The organism is Halochromatium sp., from assembly GCF_054919635.1.
In genome coordinates this window covers 1-14,380 of sequence record NZ_JBUDPI010000058.1, presented here as the reverse complement: position 1 = coordinate 14,380, position 14,380 = coordinate 1, and the positions used below count along the sequence as shown (strand labels likewise).

The window sequence follows — 14,380 nt, the reverse complement described above, 5'->3', positions numbered from 1 at the left end:
TCGGCACCGCAAGACCATCCCGCACGATCAGGGTCGAGCCGTCTTCAAGCCGATGGACCCCATCCCAGAGCGGCCGTTGCTGACCGTTGATGGTGCCGACTGCGCGACGTGTGTTGGGATCGACGCTCACCTCAGCGCCACCCTGCAGGCGAGACTGCCAGGACTCGGCTGAGAGAGCGGCTGGGGGCAGCAGCCCGAGTAGAACCCAGAGGAGGATGTCGATAGCCGCCCACAAGCCAGGGACGAAAGCGGTATGACGCGCCATGGACCGACCCTCGTGTCAATGGGCCAAATGCCTGTTTGCTACGACTAAGCTTATCAGCGCCCGCCGATTTTGCGAGCACAGCAACGGCCTGGCACCGCTGGCTCGCGCGGCAACGCGTTAAGGCGATTGCCGGAAAAGCTCATACCGAATTGCGCAGGATTTTCGTTTGCCTTCGAGGAGCGTCGCCGGGAGCATAGCCGGGCTATGCGGCCGGCGCCGCAACAAAGAAGGCGAGCGAAAAGACCAGCAAGGCGGTATGAGCTTTGACAGAAATCGCCTAAGGCGCTGGCCGTCCCCCGCAGACATTCAGACAATCCCGGAGTGACTGGAAGGGCCAACGCGCATCGCAAACCCCCTGCCGGAATGGCCGACAGCTGTCGCTGCGATAGTCGTAATAGAAGGCTGGGCCGGGCCGACTACAACGGCCCGGCTGCGGCTCCTGCAAGCAGCTCACGTGCAATAGATCTGCCGTATCCTCTGAACCGCCAACACCTGCACAGGCTGTCAACAACAGTAAGCAGCAGAGCGCCATCGGTCTGCTTAGCAGCGTCATCACCGATGCCCGACCAGTCCAGATCAACGGGCCCGCGATCGCGGGCGGCAAGGCCGCGCCAACGGCTTGATCATTGGGCAACCAGCCAAGCGACCTGGTACGGCTCGAGCTCGAAACGGCTCGGCAGTTGTTCGCCACTTTGATGCCATCCTCCAATCAATTCTGTCCAACGCAGCTCGCGCGGCCGCCGCACAAGGCGCCCAAAGCCTAGCTGAACGGGGGCACCAGTGAGATTGGCAATCATCCAGAGTGACTGACGCTTGTCGGGGGCTAACCTGTGCACCCCGAAGAGCCCCGCTGGCAGCTCCAGCACCCGCTGCCGTCCATCTGGATGGAAGGCCGACTGGGCAGCCCGAATCCTAAGCCGCCGCAGGTACTCAGGCAAGAGCCGCCGCGCCTGATGGCTGGAGTCCTCGCCAAGCATCATCTCGAGCTCGGGCAACGCCCATTTCTGCCGGTTGATGGTCCGTGCTCGGCCACTGCGCTCGGCTCCACGGAGGTTGTTCGAAGCCCCGAGCAGGCTGTTGAAGTAGATGCCGGGCACACCCTGAAGACTGAGCGCGATCGTCTGAGCGCAGAGGAAACGTCGGATCGAGGCATCCTGATCACCAGGCACCGCAACGGCATCGAAGAAGGTGATATTGAGCTCATACGGGGTGGCGAAGCCATCGGGATTGCTCCGCCGCGAGACCAGGCCGCCACGCTCTTCCATCGCGCTGACCAGCGCATCGAGCTGGGATTGCGGCAACAAGCCCTCAAGCGGCCGCACCCCGATCCCGTCGTGCGAGGCCGTGAAATTGAAGTAGGTGCAGCCCGGCGGCGGCGGCGCCAGCGCTGCGGCCCACTCGGTCAGATAGCGACCATTGCCGGTATGCATCGCATGCAGCAACAGCGGCGGCAGACTGAACTGGTAGACCAGGTGCGCCTCGTCACCGTTGCCGAAATAGCTGATGTTCTCGGCATGCGGCACGTTGGTCTCGGTGACCAACAGCACCGTCGGTGCCACCAGCGCCAGCAGGTCGCGCAGCAGCTTGACCACCTCATGGGTCTGCGGCAAGTGGATGCAGGGCGTTCCGAGCTGCTTCCAGAGATAGGCAATCGCATCCAGGCGAATGATCTGGGCGCCGTGATGGACGTAGAACAGCACGATGTCCAGATACTCGAAGAGCACATCCGGATTGCTGAAATCGACGTCGATCTGATCATGACCGAAGGTCGCCCAGACCTGCCGCTCGCCATAGGGCGTCTGCACCGAGCGCAGCAGTGCCGAGGTGCGCGGCCGCACCACGGCGGAGAGATCGGTCTTGGGATCGACCTCGATGAAGTAATGACGCTCCGGCGCCATGCCATTGGTATAGGCGCGAAACCAGCGGCTCTGGCTAGAGACATGGTTGATCACCAGGTCCAGCATCAACCGGTACTCCTCGGCCAGGGCGTTGACCTCTGGCCAATCGCCAAGGGCTGGATCAACCTGCCGGTAGTCGATCACGGCAAAGCCATCGTCGGAGCTGTAGGGAAACAGGGGTAGCAGGTGGACGGCGGAGATCGCATCACCGACCTGCTGCTCGAGGAATCTTCGCAGCGTCGCCAGCGGTGCCTCTTGGCTCGCGCAGACCATATCGGCATAACTGATCAACACCGCGTCGGTCTGATCCCAAGGTGCACAGCCGGCGGCTTGCGGCGGACAATCAGCGCCGACACCATAGCGGTCGATGATCAGCTGCAGCCGGTCCATCAGGCCCGGTAGCGCCTCCGCCCCATAGAGTCGCCCCAGACGCTCGCGAATGCGCTCATAGACGCGCCGCTCGACCACAAACATGGCTTACTCCGTCATGTTGCGCACGTTATTGATCATGCTGCTCAGGCTGTCACGCAGCACGCGATAACTGTAGAAGCGGCTCGCCACGCGATAGTTGTGCTCGACCAGCTCGGCGCGATAGGTAGGATCGGCCAGGATCTGGCGCGTTTGCTCCACCGTGGATTTGTCGATCACCCCATCGATGACCGGCAAGCGAAAGCCCTTCGGCTCGATATCGCGCTGATAGACACTGTAGCGACCGATCACCAAGGGCAGCCGGAAGTAGATGGCCTCCAGCAGGGCATTGCCGAAGCCCTCGTAGAGGCTTGGGAAGGTCACCAGGTCCGCGTGCGGATAGAGGTCGCTCAGCACATAGACCTTCTGCCCCGTCTGATCGAGCTGACGGCGGTCGGCCATGCGCTCGCCGAAGAGCTTGAGCGAGACACCCTCATCCTGTGCGAGCTGCTGGATCTGGCGCTCGTACTCGTAGCCTTCATCGCCGCTGTGATGTGAGATCACCAGATGCGCGTGCGGCAGCTTGAGCCGCCGCAACAGATGGATGGCGTTCTCGATGCCCTTACGCGGCACGATCCGCGTCGGCTGCAGCACCAGCAGCTCCTGGTCATGCAGCCCCAAGGCCTGCCGCACATCGGCCGCATAGGCATCCGGCGGACCAGGCGGATTCTCGAAGTCGAAGACGTTCGGCACCAGGATGCTGGGCAAGCCCTTGCGCCAGGCAATCTCCTCGCGCGCGGCCTGGTTGATCACCACATGCTGCAGATGCGGCACCCGCGGCGGAAACGCCATCTCAAGATAGTCATCGACCGCGGAGATCTGGAACCGCTGCCGCTCCCACATGAAGTCGTGGTGATGGGCGATCGCCGGCATCCCGGTCTCGAGCAGGAACTCGGTGATCGCGACCCCCAGCGGGATGTGCATCGGAATGGTCAGTGCATTCTCGATGATCAGCACATCAAGATCGAAGCGCGCGCGGAACGCATAGAGCGTCGACTTCAGATAGAACGCCAGCTCGTGGATACGGCGGCTGACCTCGGGACTCCGACGGGTCCGCCCCCAGAGCTGGGCATTGATCCACTGGTTCTCGGAATGGTCGAAGAAGGCCTCTGGCACGCACAGGCTCATGGCTGGATCGCGATCGAGCACGCCGCCATACCAGGCGCTCACATGCCCGCTCTGCCAGAGGACCTCCGCCCATTTCGCCGCCTCCAGTGAGACGCCATCGGTCCCGGCGAAGCGGGTCGAGACGAAGCCAATGTTTTCCGGTTGCTTCATGCGGACTGCGGAGCTGCGTTAGAAGTCGTAACGAGACCGATTGGCAAGCAGCAAGCGACCGAGCACTGCTGGTCGAGACTCGGTCTGCCTATCCACTCATTAGGCCCATTCATCAGGATCAGTTAGCACCATCGGACTCGATCGCTGCTTGCAGAGCTTGCAGGCGCTACCTGCCAAGCTTGCAGGGCCGCAGTGCATTCGGGCTCGCATAACCTGTGCCCAACGCCACCTTCAGGTGGACTCGTCTTCGATGAGACCACAGCGTTGCAGGCGTCACAGCAGAATCATCAAACCGACAAGCGATACAGGCTATGATCCCACAGCATGCATATCGCGATCGTCCATTTCCATCTCCAGACCGGGGGCGTCACCCGAGTGATCCAGCACGCCTGCAGCGTCCTTGCCGCGGCCGGTCATTCGGTCGTCGTGCTCAGCGGTGAGCCTGCGCAGCAACCGGAGTCGCTCAGAGCTCGCATCGAGGTGATACCCGCGCTTGGCTACGAGGAGCACCGCCAACCCTTAGCGCCGAGGGCATTACAGCAAGCCATGGAGCAGGCGGCGAAGCGCGCACTCGGCACATCCCCGGATGTCTGGCATGTGCATAATCACTGCTTAGGCAAGAACCTCGCCCTGCCAGGTGCCGTCCGCGGACTCGCCAAGGCTGGCCATCGTCTGCTCCTACAGCCGCATGATTTTGCCGAGGATGGCCGCCCTGCCCTCTACCGGCGCATGCTTGAGACCATTAGCGCCCAAGATGGTGCAAGGCTCTCTGCCCAGCTCTATCCGCTGGCGCCGCAGATCCACTACGCCACGCTCAATGCGCGCGATCACCGTTTCCTTGCCGCGGCGGGCATACCGGACGGACAACGACATCGGCTGCCGAACGCGGTCTTCTTCGCCGCCGAGCCATCCAGCTCGCCCCTCAGCGGACGCCGTAGCGACGTCATGAGTGAGCATCACGACAAGGATCGGGCAGAGAACGAGCATCGCGACCAAGGCAGGGGGGCATCACGCCATCCAACGCAGCATGCTGGTCCTGTAGTGGATACTAACCACCGTCGCTGGCTCTATCCAACCCGCGCCATCCGTCGCAAGAACCTCGGCGAGCTGCTGCTCTGGGCCGCACTCGCCGGCCCTGAGGACCGCTTCGCGACGACCCAGGCACCGCAGAACCCGATCGAACAGCCGATCTATCAGCGCTGGGCAAGGCTCACTCAGGAATTGGACTTGCCTGTCGACCTTGAGCTTGGCGCTCGAACAGCCGATTTCGCGGCCTTACTCGCCTCTAGCCACGCGCTGATGACCACCAGCGTTGCCGAAGGTTTTGGCCTCGCGTTCCTCGAGCCCTGGCTCATCGGCCGCCCGCTCGCCGGCCGTGACCTCCCCGAGATCACCGCCGACTTCAGCGCTGATGGACTCGACCTCAGTGGACTCTATCAGCGTCTGCCGGTCCCGCTCGACTGGATCGATGCGACAGCGCTTCGCCAGCGCCTCGACCAAGCCCTTGCGGCCGCCGCCGGCGCCTATGGTCGCGAGCGCGAGACTGATGACCTCGAGCGTGCCTGGCGCGCGGCGGTGGATGAGGAAGGCCGCGTCGACTTCGGCCGCCTCGACGAAGACGCGCAAACACAGGTGCTGCGCCACGTCCGCACCGACCCGGCCGCCGGCTCCGCCCTCGACGCAACCTCACCGCCGCTCGCCGCCAATGCCGAGCTGATCGCGCGCAACCAGACGGTGGTCGAGCACGAATACCTGATCGACGGCTACCGACGCCGGCTTGAGGCGATCTACGAGACTCTGCTCAATGCACCCACCACCCCCTTGCGCGACCAGGCCGATGGCCAAACGCTCATCGGCCGTTTCCAGGCCCCGGAACGGCTCCACCTGCTGCGAACCTGAGCCAGAGACCTCCAGCCCCAGCATGACAAACGCCCATCACGCCCATACCCCGGTTGGCAGCGCCGCATGAGCGACCAGACCCTCATCGCCCGTATCCGCGACCTAAGTACCCCGCTCGAGCCCAAGCCGACCGGCATGGAGCCATGGCTGAAGCCGCTCCAGGGGATCAAAGCGGTGCTCTTCGACGTCTACGGCACCCTGTTGATCTCCGCCAGCGGCGATATCGGGCTCAGTGGCAACCAGCCGGGGTCGATCGACCTCCAAACGCTGCTCGCAAACGCCGACATCAACGCAGGCATCAACGAGGAGTGCGCGCAGGCCGATCAGCAGGTTTGTCACACACCGGAGCGGTTGAACGGACAGGATCACCCCACCAGCGAGCATGGTCGCAGCCATCGCGATGACCAAACACCGCAGCAATCGCCAACCGGCATCCAGCAACAGCTGAGCGCACCGATCCGCGAGCACCTGAGCGCTCTCATCCGCGCCGATCACGCGCGTGCTCAGGCCAGTGGCAGGCTTTACCCAGAGGTGGATATTCGAGCGATCTGGGCAACCCTGCTTGCCGAGCAGGGACACCAGCCAACCCCACAACAGTTGGAACGGATCGCAGTGGAATACGAGTGCCGCGTGAATCCGACCTGGCCAATGCCCGGTCTCGCCGAGGTGCTCAGCACCCTACGCAAACGCGACCTGGTGCTCGGCATCGTCTCCAACGCCCAGTTCTACACGCCCCTGATCCTGGAGGCCTTCCTCGGCCGAGCACCGGCCGCGCTCGGACTCGCTCCTCGCTGCAGCACCTGGTCCTACAAGCTGCGCGAGGCCAAGCCATCGACCGCGATCTACCAAGTCGCCCTCGACGGGCTCGCACGCGAGCACGGCATCCGACCTGAGCAGGTCCTCTACATCGGCAACGATCGACGCAACGACATCTGGCCGGCGCAGCAGCTCGGTCTCAACACGGCACTCTTTGCTGGCGATGCGCGCTCGCTTCGACTCCGAGAAGGCGACCCTGAGCTGATTGGCGTCAGCGCTGACCGCGTGATGACTCAGCTAGACCAGGTTGAGCAGATTGTCTAGACGCTAAGCGATTCCAACGCATGCCGGCGCCGCAGAGAGGTTGCTTTAGCAGATTCTGGCACCGGTGCCGATGCGCTCGGCGTCCTTTTTGATGCAGCGCCGCAGAGCGCGGACGAGCGCCCGTTGGCTAGCAGGCCCGTCAGGAAATCGCCTGATCAGCCTATGGTCTCTGCGATCGTCTTTATCTATTGCGCTAACCGAACACCTGCTCACGCAGCCTGCGCAGCACGTCAAGGTCGACATACTCAGCGCCGCCGAGATCGCCCATCAGGGCCCGGGCTGGATCACCAGGCTCGCCGAGCTGGTCCACCACCAGGGTGGCACCGCCAAAGTCTTGGCGCTCGGTGTACGAGCTGGTGGTGACCAATAGCGCATCGAGGCCGGCACCGAGCGCCGAGCGGACACCATTCTCGGAGTCTTCGACGGCAACGCAGGCCGAGGCCGGCAGGTTGAGCTGCGCGAGGGCGAGCTCGAAGATGTCAGGAGCGGGCTTTTTCTCCCGCACGACGTCGCCGGCCGCAATGACCTCGAACCAGTCCACCAACCCGGGCTCTGGACCAGACTCGAGCAATGCCGTGACGTTGGCTGGGGTCGTCGTGGTTGCGATCGCTAGCCTGACACCGGCGTCTCTTGCCTCGCGCAGCAGCCGCAGCACGCCGGTGCGCAGCGGGATACCGCCCTTGCCCAGCCGCTCGAGATAGTGCTCGGTCTTACGTCGGTGCAGGTGCGCGATCAGCCCATCGAGGCTCGAAAAGGCCTGCTTGTCGAGCTCGAAGTCGGGCCGGTACTGGCTCAGGTAGTGACGCATCCGTTCCTTGCCACCAGTCACCGAGAGCAGCTCGCCATAGAGCTCAACCGACCAGTGCCAGTCGAGGCCAGCCTCAGCAAAGGCGGCATTGAAGGCCGGGCGATGACCATCGCGCTCGGTATCGGCCAGGGTGCCATCAACATCGAAGATCAGGGCTTGAAGACCCGTCTGCATCGGGGTTTCCTTCTTGGTGAGTAAAGCGTGATCGGCGCGCAAGATTAGCACAGCCGAGAGGTCGAGCTGGCGCGCTCAGTGCTTGTCGCGGCCGAAGCGATCTGCTAGAAGGAGCGGCTTCGATGTCGGGCGGTCGGTGGCTGCCGCTCGGCGCAGGCTTAACAGGACCGCGCCTACGTCACCTTAGAGGGCCGGTTTCAACATCGCATCGTCTCCGGGAGCACATCATGGCCGAGACAGAGAAGAAAGGCGCAAGGGCGCTCGGTTTTGAGCCCTACACCGTCGCACAGGACGAGGAGTACATGAATGCGGACCAGGAAGAGCACTTCCGCGGGCTGCTGCTGGAGTGGAAACGGCAGCTGATGGAAGAGGTCGACCGCACGGTCCATCATATGCAGGATGAGGCCACCAATTTCCCGGACCCGAACGATCGGGCGACCCAGGAATCGGAGTTCAGCCTCGAGCTGCGCACCCGTGACCGCGAGCGGAAGCTGATCCGCAAGATCGACGAAGCGCTTGGGCGCATCGACGAGCACGACTACGGCTACTGCGAGGCCTGCGGCGTCGAGATCGGCGTGCGGCGGCTCGAGGCCCGACCCACGGCTACCCTCTGCATCGACTGCAAAACACTCGACGAGATCCGCGAGCGGCAGCGCGGCTAGTCGATCGTCGGCACCCGAGGCTTGGCACCGGACTCAGTACCTCTCCGTTACCGCGGCCGCTTCGCCCCGTCTCCGACCGGTCCATTACACCTTGGGTCACTGATTGCCGCCGTCGGCAGCTTTGCCGACGCGCGTCATCAGGGCGGGGCCTGGCTGCTGCGCATCGAAGATGTCGACCAGCAGCGTTGTCTCCCCGGTGCCGACCTTGCCATCCTGAAGACACTCGAGGCCTTTGGACTCTGGTGGGATGAAGCGGTCAGCTACCAAAGCCAGCGCAGCGGCCAGTATGAGGCCGCGCTCGAGCGGCTTCGCCAAGACCAACTGACCTATCCTTGCGCCTGCACGCGCCGCGAGATCGCCGCCAACGGACGACAGGGTCCGGAAGGTCCCATCTATGCCGGCAACTGTCGTGCCGGCCTGCCGCCCGGTCGCGCGGCGCGCAGCTTGCGCCTGCGCGTCGACTGCGGTGATCTCAGCGTCGTCGACATCATCCATGGACCCAATACCCAGAACCTGGCAGCCGAGGTCGGCGATGTCGTAATGCGCCGGGCCGATGGCTTCTTTGCCTATCAGCTCGCGGTGGTCGTCGACGATGCCGAGCAAGGCATCACACGCGTGGTGCGCGGTGCTGACCTGCTCGGCTCCACGCCCCGGCAGATCTACCTGCAGCGCTGCCTCGGTCTTCCTCAGCCTGAGTATGCGCATCTGCCGCTGCTGCTCGGTGACGATGGCCGCAAGCTCTCCAAAAGCCTAGCGGCGGCCCCAGTCGACCCCGCTGACCCACTGCCCAGCCTGCTGCGGGTATGGCAACTGCTCGGCCAGGCGCCGCTCGCGGACGCGAGCGCCAATGTCGCTGAATTCTGGCAACAAGCCATCCCGCGCTGGGATCTTGCCCGCGTTCCCGTTGGCCCACTGACGATCAACTCAGACGAATCCAGGTGAGCAGCGCATTAGCGCCAGGCTGATGTCAATCGGCCCAGCGTCAATCGGCCTAAATGCCAATCGGCCCGTCAACCTGTCATCGATCGGTCAGCGGTCAATAGCGCGCCGGCACATAGAGCTCATTGGGCAGCACCGCGCGATCATAGTCAGGATTGAAGACCCGATCCGGCAAGGTAATCGGCTCGTGCGGGGCATCCTGGTACGGAATCTGATCCAGTAGGTGATGGATGCAGTTCAGCCGCGCCCGCTTCTTGTCGTTGGCTTCGACGATGAACCAGGGCGACTCAGGGATGTTGGTGCGGGCGAAAGTCTCTTCCTTGGCCTTAGTGTAATCCTCCCAGCGCACGCGCGACTGGAGGTCCATCGGGCTCAACTTCCACTGCTTGAGGGGATCATGGATGCGCATCAAAAACCGCAGCTGCTGCTCTTCGTCGGTGATCGAGAACCAGTACTTGACCAGCCGTATTCCGGAGCGTACTAGCATGCGCTCGAACTCAGGCACGTCCTGGAAGAATTGCTCGACCTGCTCCGGCGTCGCAAAGCCCATCACCCGCTCGACCCCTGAGCGGTTGTACCAGGAGCGGTCGAAGAGCACGATCTCACCACCGGACGGCAGATGCGGGACGTAACGCTGGAAATACCATTGGGTGCGCTCGCGCTCACTGGGTTTGGTCAGCGCGACCACTCGGCAGACGCGAGGATTCAAGCGTTGCGTGATGCGCTTGATCACGCCCCCTTTGCCAGCAGCATCACGCCCCTCGAAGATGACGGCAATCTTCTCTCCAGTATGCTCCACCCAGTCCTGGAGCTTGATCAGCTCGGCTTGCAAGGTCAGCAGGGCCTTGAAGTAGGTTGCCCGATCCAGCGTCGCCGGATGCCGCTTCTTGTAGATACGTCTAAGCTCAAGCGAGAGTGCAGGCTCGGACAGCTCGAGCTCGTAATCCTCGTCAAGCTCCGCTTCGAGCTCGGCCTTCAGCCAGTCCATACCGTCGAGGTTTGCGCTGTGATCGTTCACTCTTTGCTCCTGGCAAGAAAAAAGGTTGCTTCCCAGAGGGACTGGGGTTGGCAACAGCATTCAACCGGAAAGGTTGACAGAGGTTGATGACAGCAAGAAGACGACGCAGTGTCGATCAAGAGACGAGCGCAGGCGTTACCCCGAGACAGCAGTCGAGCGCTGTCCTCAGCGGCATTTGCCTGTCGCCAGCTGTTCGCATTGAAGCTGGTCGCACTGAGACAGGGCACTGAGCCTCATCAAACCATCGGCGTCACCAAATGTTCACCTAAACACTCTAACCTGCTTAACAACACCCCGAGCTCAGGAGATCAGCATGGCCGACACCAACCCAGTGGCTTCCGCGACCCTCAATCAGGCCCAGCTCGAGAAGATCGACGCCTATTGGCGCGCCTGCTGTTATCTGGCCGTCGGCATGATCTACCTGCGCGACAACCCCTTGCTGCGCGAGCCGTTGCGTGTCGAACACCTCAAGCAGCGCCTGCTCGGCCACTGGGGCTCGAGCCCTGGCCTGGCCTTCATGTACGTGCACATGAACCGGTTGATCAACGCCCACGAGCAAGAAGCCATCTTCCTCGCCGGGCCTGGCCATGGCGCACCCGGCGTACTGGCGCCGGTCTACCTCGAAGGCACCTACTCGGAGATCTATCCGAACAAGAGCGAGGACGAGGCCGGGATGCGGGCCTTCTTCAAACAGTTCTCGTTCCCCGGTGGCATCGGCAGCCATTGCACCCCGGAGACGCCCGGCTCCATTCATGAGGGCGGCGAGCTCGGCTACTCGATCTCGCACGCCTTTGGCGCTGCGTTTGACAACCCGGACCTTATCGTGACGGTCGCAGTCGGCGACGGCGAGGCCGAGACCGGCCCGCTGGCAACCTCCTGGCACTCGGCCAAATATCTCAACCCGATCCGCGACGGCGCGGTGCTGCCGATCCTGCATCTCAACGGTTACAAGATCAACAATCCGACCCTGCTCGCGCGCATCCCAAACGAGGAGCTCGCCAACCTGATGCGCGGCTACGGCTGGACGCCGCATTTCGTCGAGGGCGACGACCCGATGACGATGCACCGGCAGATGGCTGAGACCCTGGACGCCTGCTATGCCGAGATCAAGGCGTTGCAAGACGAGGCGCGCAGCTCAGGCAACGCGACGCGCGGGCATTGGCCGATGATCGTACTGCGCACCCCCAAGGGCTGGACCGGACCCGAGGAGGTCGATGGCCACAAGGTCGAGGGCTTCTGGCGCTCGCATCAGGTCCCGCTCTCGGGCATACACGGCAACGAGGCCCATCTGCGCCAGCTCGAGGACTGGATGAAGAGCTACCGGCCCCAGGAGCTCTTCGACGACAGTGGACGGCTGATTCCAGAGCTCAAGGCCCTCGCCCCCACAGGCATCCTGCGCATGAGCGCGAATCCGCACGCCAATGGCGGCTTGCTGCGCCAGGCATTACGCCGACCAGACTTCCGGGACTACGGGATCCCAGTCGACAAGCCGGCCAGCACTCGGCAAATGAACACCAAGCCGGTCGGCGCGCTGCTGCGCGATGTGATGGCGAAGAACCCGGACAACTTCCGCGTCTTCGGCCCAGATGAGAACAGCTCAAACAAGCTCGATGCGATCTATGAGGCATCAAAGAAGCTCTGGCTCTGCGACTACAAGGACGAGGATGCCGATGGCGGTGAGCTCTCGCCGGACGGCCGCGTGCTCGAGATGCTCTCGGAGCACACACTGGAGGGTTGGTACGAGGGCTATCTGCTCACCGGACGGCATGGCTTCTTTGCCACCTATGAGGCCTTCGTCCATGTGATCGACAGCATGTACAACCAGCATGCCAAGTGGCTCGCAATCTGCGAGGACATCCCCTGGCGCGCGCGCATCTCCTCGCTCAACCTGCTAATCACCTCCACCGTCTGGCGCCAGGACCACAACGGCTTCACCCATCAGGACCCCGGCTTCCTTGACGTGGTGGTGAACAAGAACCCGGAGGTCACGCGCATCTACCTGCCGCCAGATGTCAACACCCTGCTCTCGACGGTGAACCACTGCCTGCAGAGTCGCGATGACATCAATGTGATCGTCGCCGACAAGCAGAATCACCTGCAGTATCTGGACATGGACGCGGCCATCAAACACTGCACCAAGGGCCTGGGGATCTGGGACTGGGCCAGTAACGACCAGGGCGAGGAGCCCGATGCGGTACTGGTCGGTTGCGGCGACATCCCGACCAAGGAGGCACTGGCCGCCACAGCGCTGCTGCGCGAGCACTTCGACGAGGTGAAGATCCGCTTCATCAACGTCGTCGATCTATTCCGGATCACTACCCCGAATGAGCATCCGCACGGACTCACCGATGCCGATTTCGACAGTCTTTTCACCAAGGATCGGCCGGTAATCTTCAACTTCCACGGCTATCCCTGGCTGATCCATCGGCTCGCCTATCGGCGCACCAATCACAAGAACCTGCCTGTGCGTGGCTACCAGGAGCGGGGCAACATCAACACGCCATTGGAGTTGGCGATCGAGAACGAGATCGATCGCTTCACGCTGGCCATGGATGTGATCAAGCGCGTGCCGCGCTTACAGGTCGCCGGCGCCCATGTCATGGAGCGGCTCAAGGATAAGCAGATCGAATGCCGAAATTATGCCCATGAGTACGGCACCGATCTGCCCGAGGTCGACGATTGGGTCTGGCCATTCTGAATATCACCAGAGGAGGAGCCCCGCATGAGCACGCCTGACGACCGGCTGGACGATGAGCGCACCCGCACCGGCTTATCCAGGGACGCGCTCAAGCGCGCCTTCCTCGACAACCTGTTCTACATCCAAGGCCGATCCCTGGAGGTAGCCACCGACAATAACCTGTATCAGGCCGCCGCCTACACGGTTCGCGATCGCATGCTCGAGCGTTGGATCAGCTCGGCGCGCATCTACAAGGATCAGAATGCGCGCACGGTCTGCTACTTGTCGGCGGAGTTCTTGCTCGGCCCGCATCTGGCCAACAACATGATCAACCTCGGCATCACCGAGGTTGCACGCGAGGCCGGGGAAGAGCTTGGGCTCGATCTCGAGCGCATCATCGAGACCGAAGAGGAGCCCGGGCTCGGTAACGGCGGGCTCGGGCGATTGGCGGCCTGCTACATGGACTCACTGGCGACCACCCAGATACCGGCCATCGGCTACGGCATCCGCTATGAGTTCGGCATCTTCGACCAGGTCATCGTCGATGGCTGGCAGATCGAAAAGGGCGACACCTGGCTGCGCAACGGCAACCCCTGGGAGATCATGCGCCCAAAGCTGGCATTTCCGGTCGGCTTTGGGGGTCGTAGTGAGCAATACACCGATGAGCATGGCGAGGTCCGCCAACGCTGGCGACCCGATCTAGTCATCAACGGCGTCGCCTATGACACCCCGATCATGGGCTATGGTGTCGCCAACGTGAATCTGCTCCGGCTCTGGCGATCGGAAGCCCCGGAGTCGTTCAATTTTGGCGCCTTCAACGTGGGCGACTACTACGGCGCCGTGCACGCGAAGATCGATGCCGAGACCATCTCCAAGGTGTTGTATCCGAACGATGAACCCGTCGCCGGCAAGGAGCTGCGGCTCAAGCAGCAGTTCTTCTTCGTCTCCTGCTCGCTGCAGGACATGATTCGGCTCGAGCGGCGCAACGCTGGCACCCTCGAGCGTTTCCATCAGAAGTTCGCGATCCAGCTCAACGACACCCATCCCTCGCTCGCGGTCGCCGAACTGATGCGCCTGCTGATGGACGATCACCTGATGCCCTGGGAGCAGGCCTGGACCATCACCCGCAACAGTTGCCATTTCACCAATCACACGCTGCTACCGGAGGCGCTCGAGACCTGGTCGGTCGAGCTGTTCGAGCGCCTGCTCCCGCG

11 protein-coding genes and 1 pseudogene are annotated in these 14,380 nt (G+C 62.9%); 6 read left to right on the top strand and 6 right to left on the bottom strand.

Annotated features, from left to right (window positions below; translation table 11 throughout):
• From ACY693_RS05685 to ACY693_RS05670, 4 genes and pseudogenes are all read right to left on the bottom strand, one after another.
• Positions 1-265 (bottom strand): annotated as a pseudogene (locus tag ACY693_RS05685) (hypothetical protein); the annotation flags it as partial.
• 277 nt (positions 266-542) lie between these two features.
• A complete protein-coding gene (locus ACY693_RS05680; RefSeq protein WP_462320860.1) occupies positions 543-797 on the bottom strand; it encodes a BPTI/Kunitz domain-containing protein in 255 nt (84 codons plus the stop codon).
• A gap of 91 nt (positions 798-888) precedes the next feature.
• On the bottom strand, positions 889-2,637 hold the full coding sequence (locus tag ACY693_RS05675) for a sugar phosphorylase (RefSeq protein ID WP_462320859.1): 1,749 nt from the start codon (positions 2,635-2,637) through the stop codon (positions 889-891).
• A 3-nt stretch (positions 2,638-2,640) separates the two neighbouring features.
• Positions 2,641-3,909 (bottom strand): glycosyltransferase, encoded by a 1,269-nt coding sequence (locus tag ACY693_RS05670; protein ID WP_462320858.1) that lies wholly within the window; start codon positions 3,907-3,909, stop codon positions 2,641-2,643.
• 324 nt (positions 3,910-4,233) lie between these two features.
• Between ACY693_RS05670 and ACY693_RS05665 the strand changes: the two genes are divergently transcribed.
• Together ACY693_RS05665 and ACY693_RS05660 are read left to right on the top strand one after the other, a co-directional pair.
• Positions 4,234-5,808, top strand: coding sequence for a glycosyltransferase (locus ACY693_RS05665; RefSeq protein ID WP_462320857.1), 1,575 nt, complete (start codon positions 4,234-4,236; stop codon positions 5,806-5,808).
• A gap of 66 nt (positions 5,809-5,874) precedes the next feature.
• Positions 5,875-6,888 carry an HAD family hydrolase gene (locus tag ACY693_RS05660; RefSeq protein WP_462320856.1) on the top strand — a complete coding sequence of 338 codons (1,014 nt, stop codon included), beginning with the start codon at positions 5,875-5,877 and terminating at the stop codon, positions 6,886-6,888.
• A gap of 193 nt (positions 6,889-7,081) precedes the next feature.
• Here the strand turns inward: ACY693_RS05660 and ACY693_RS05655 are convergent, their stop codons facing one another.
• Positions 7,082-7,870: an HAD family hydrolase gene (locus ACY693_RS05655; protein ID WP_462320855.1), complete on the bottom strand. Its 789-nt coding sequence runs from the start codon at positions 7,868-7,870 to the stop codon at positions 7,082-7,084.
• A 227-nt stretch (positions 7,871-8,097) separates the two neighbouring features.
• Between ACY693_RS05655 and dksA the strand changes: the two genes are divergently transcribed.
• The gene (gene dksA, locus ACY693_RS05650; protein WP_462320854.1) at positions 8,098-8,532 is read left to right on the top strand and encodes an RNA polymerase-binding protein DksA; all 435 of its coding nucleotides are present in this window, start codon (positions 8,098-8,100) and stop codon (positions 8,530-8,532) included.
• 21 nt (positions 8,533-8,553) lie between these two features.
• Positions 8,554-9,474: a tRNA glutamyl-Q(34) synthetase GluQRS gene (gene gluQRS, locus ACY693_RS05645; RefSeq protein WP_462320853.1), complete on the top strand. Its 921-nt coding sequence runs from the start codon at positions 8,554-8,556 to the stop codon at positions 9,472-9,474.
• Positions 9,475-9,568: 94 nt separating this feature from the next.
• On the opposite strand, the gene ppk2 is transcribed toward gluQRS, so the two are convergent.
• The gene (ppk2, locus tag ACY693_RS05640) at positions 9,569-10,459 is read right to left on the bottom strand and encodes a polyphosphate kinase 2 (RefSeq protein ID WP_462320861.1); all 891 of its coding nucleotides are present in this window, start codon (positions 10,457-10,459) and stop codon (positions 9,569-9,571) included.
• A 343-nt stretch (positions 10,460-10,802) separates the two neighbouring features.
• Between ppk2 and ACY693_RS05635 the strand changes: the two genes are divergently transcribed.
• The gene (locus ACY693_RS05635; protein ID WP_462320852.1) at positions 10,803-13,187 is read left to right on the top strand and encodes a phosphoketolase family protein; all 2,385 of its coding nucleotides are present in this window, start codon (positions 10,803-10,805) and stop codon (positions 13,185-13,187) included.
• Between the two features lie 24 nt (positions 13,188-13,211).
• Positions 13,212-14,380, top strand: a 1,169-nt coding sequence (locus ACY693_RS05630) for a glycogen/starch/alpha-glucan phosphorylase (protein WP_462320851.1), incomplete at its 3' end; no start/stop codon positions are given.

Excerpts from the sequence above, each read along its gene's own strand:
- ACY693_RS05680 (WP_462320860.1), bottom strand. The coding sequence starts at position 797 with ATGGCGCTCTGCTGCTTACTGTTGTTGACAGCCTGTGCAGGTGTTGGC.
- ACY693_RS05675 (WP_462320859.1), bottom strand. The coding sequence starts at position 2,637 with ATGTTTGTGGTCGAGCGGCGCGTCTATGAGCGCATTCGCGAGCGTCTG.
- ACY693_RS05670 (WP_462320858.1), bottom strand. The coding sequence starts at position 3,909 with ATGAAGCAACCGGAAAACATTGGCTTCGTCTCGACCCGCTTCGCCGGG.
- ACY693_RS05665 (WP_462320857.1), top strand. The coding sequence starts at position 4,234 with ATGCATATCGCGATCGTCCATTTCCATCTCCAGACCGGGGGCGTCACC.
- ACY693_RS05660 (WP_462320856.1), top strand. The coding sequence starts at position 5,875 with ATGAGCGACCAGACCCTCATCGCCCGTATCCGCGACCTAAGTACCCCG.
- ACY693_RS05655 (WP_462320855.1), bottom strand. The coding sequence starts at position 7,870 with ATGCAGACGGGTCTTCAAGCCCTGATCTTCGATGTTGATGGCACCCTG.
- dksA (WP_462320854.1), top strand. The coding sequence starts at position 8,098 with ATGGCCGAGACAGAGAAGAAAGGCGCAAGGGCGCTCGGTTTTGAGCCC.
- ppk2 (WP_462320861.1), bottom strand. The coding sequence starts at position 10,459 with ATGGACTGGCTGAAGGCCGAGCTCGAAGCGGAGCTTGACGAGGATTAC.
- ACY693_RS05635 (WP_462320852.1), top strand. The coding sequence starts at position 10,803 with ATGGCCGACACCAACCCAGTGGCTTCCGCGACCCTCAATCAGGCCCAG.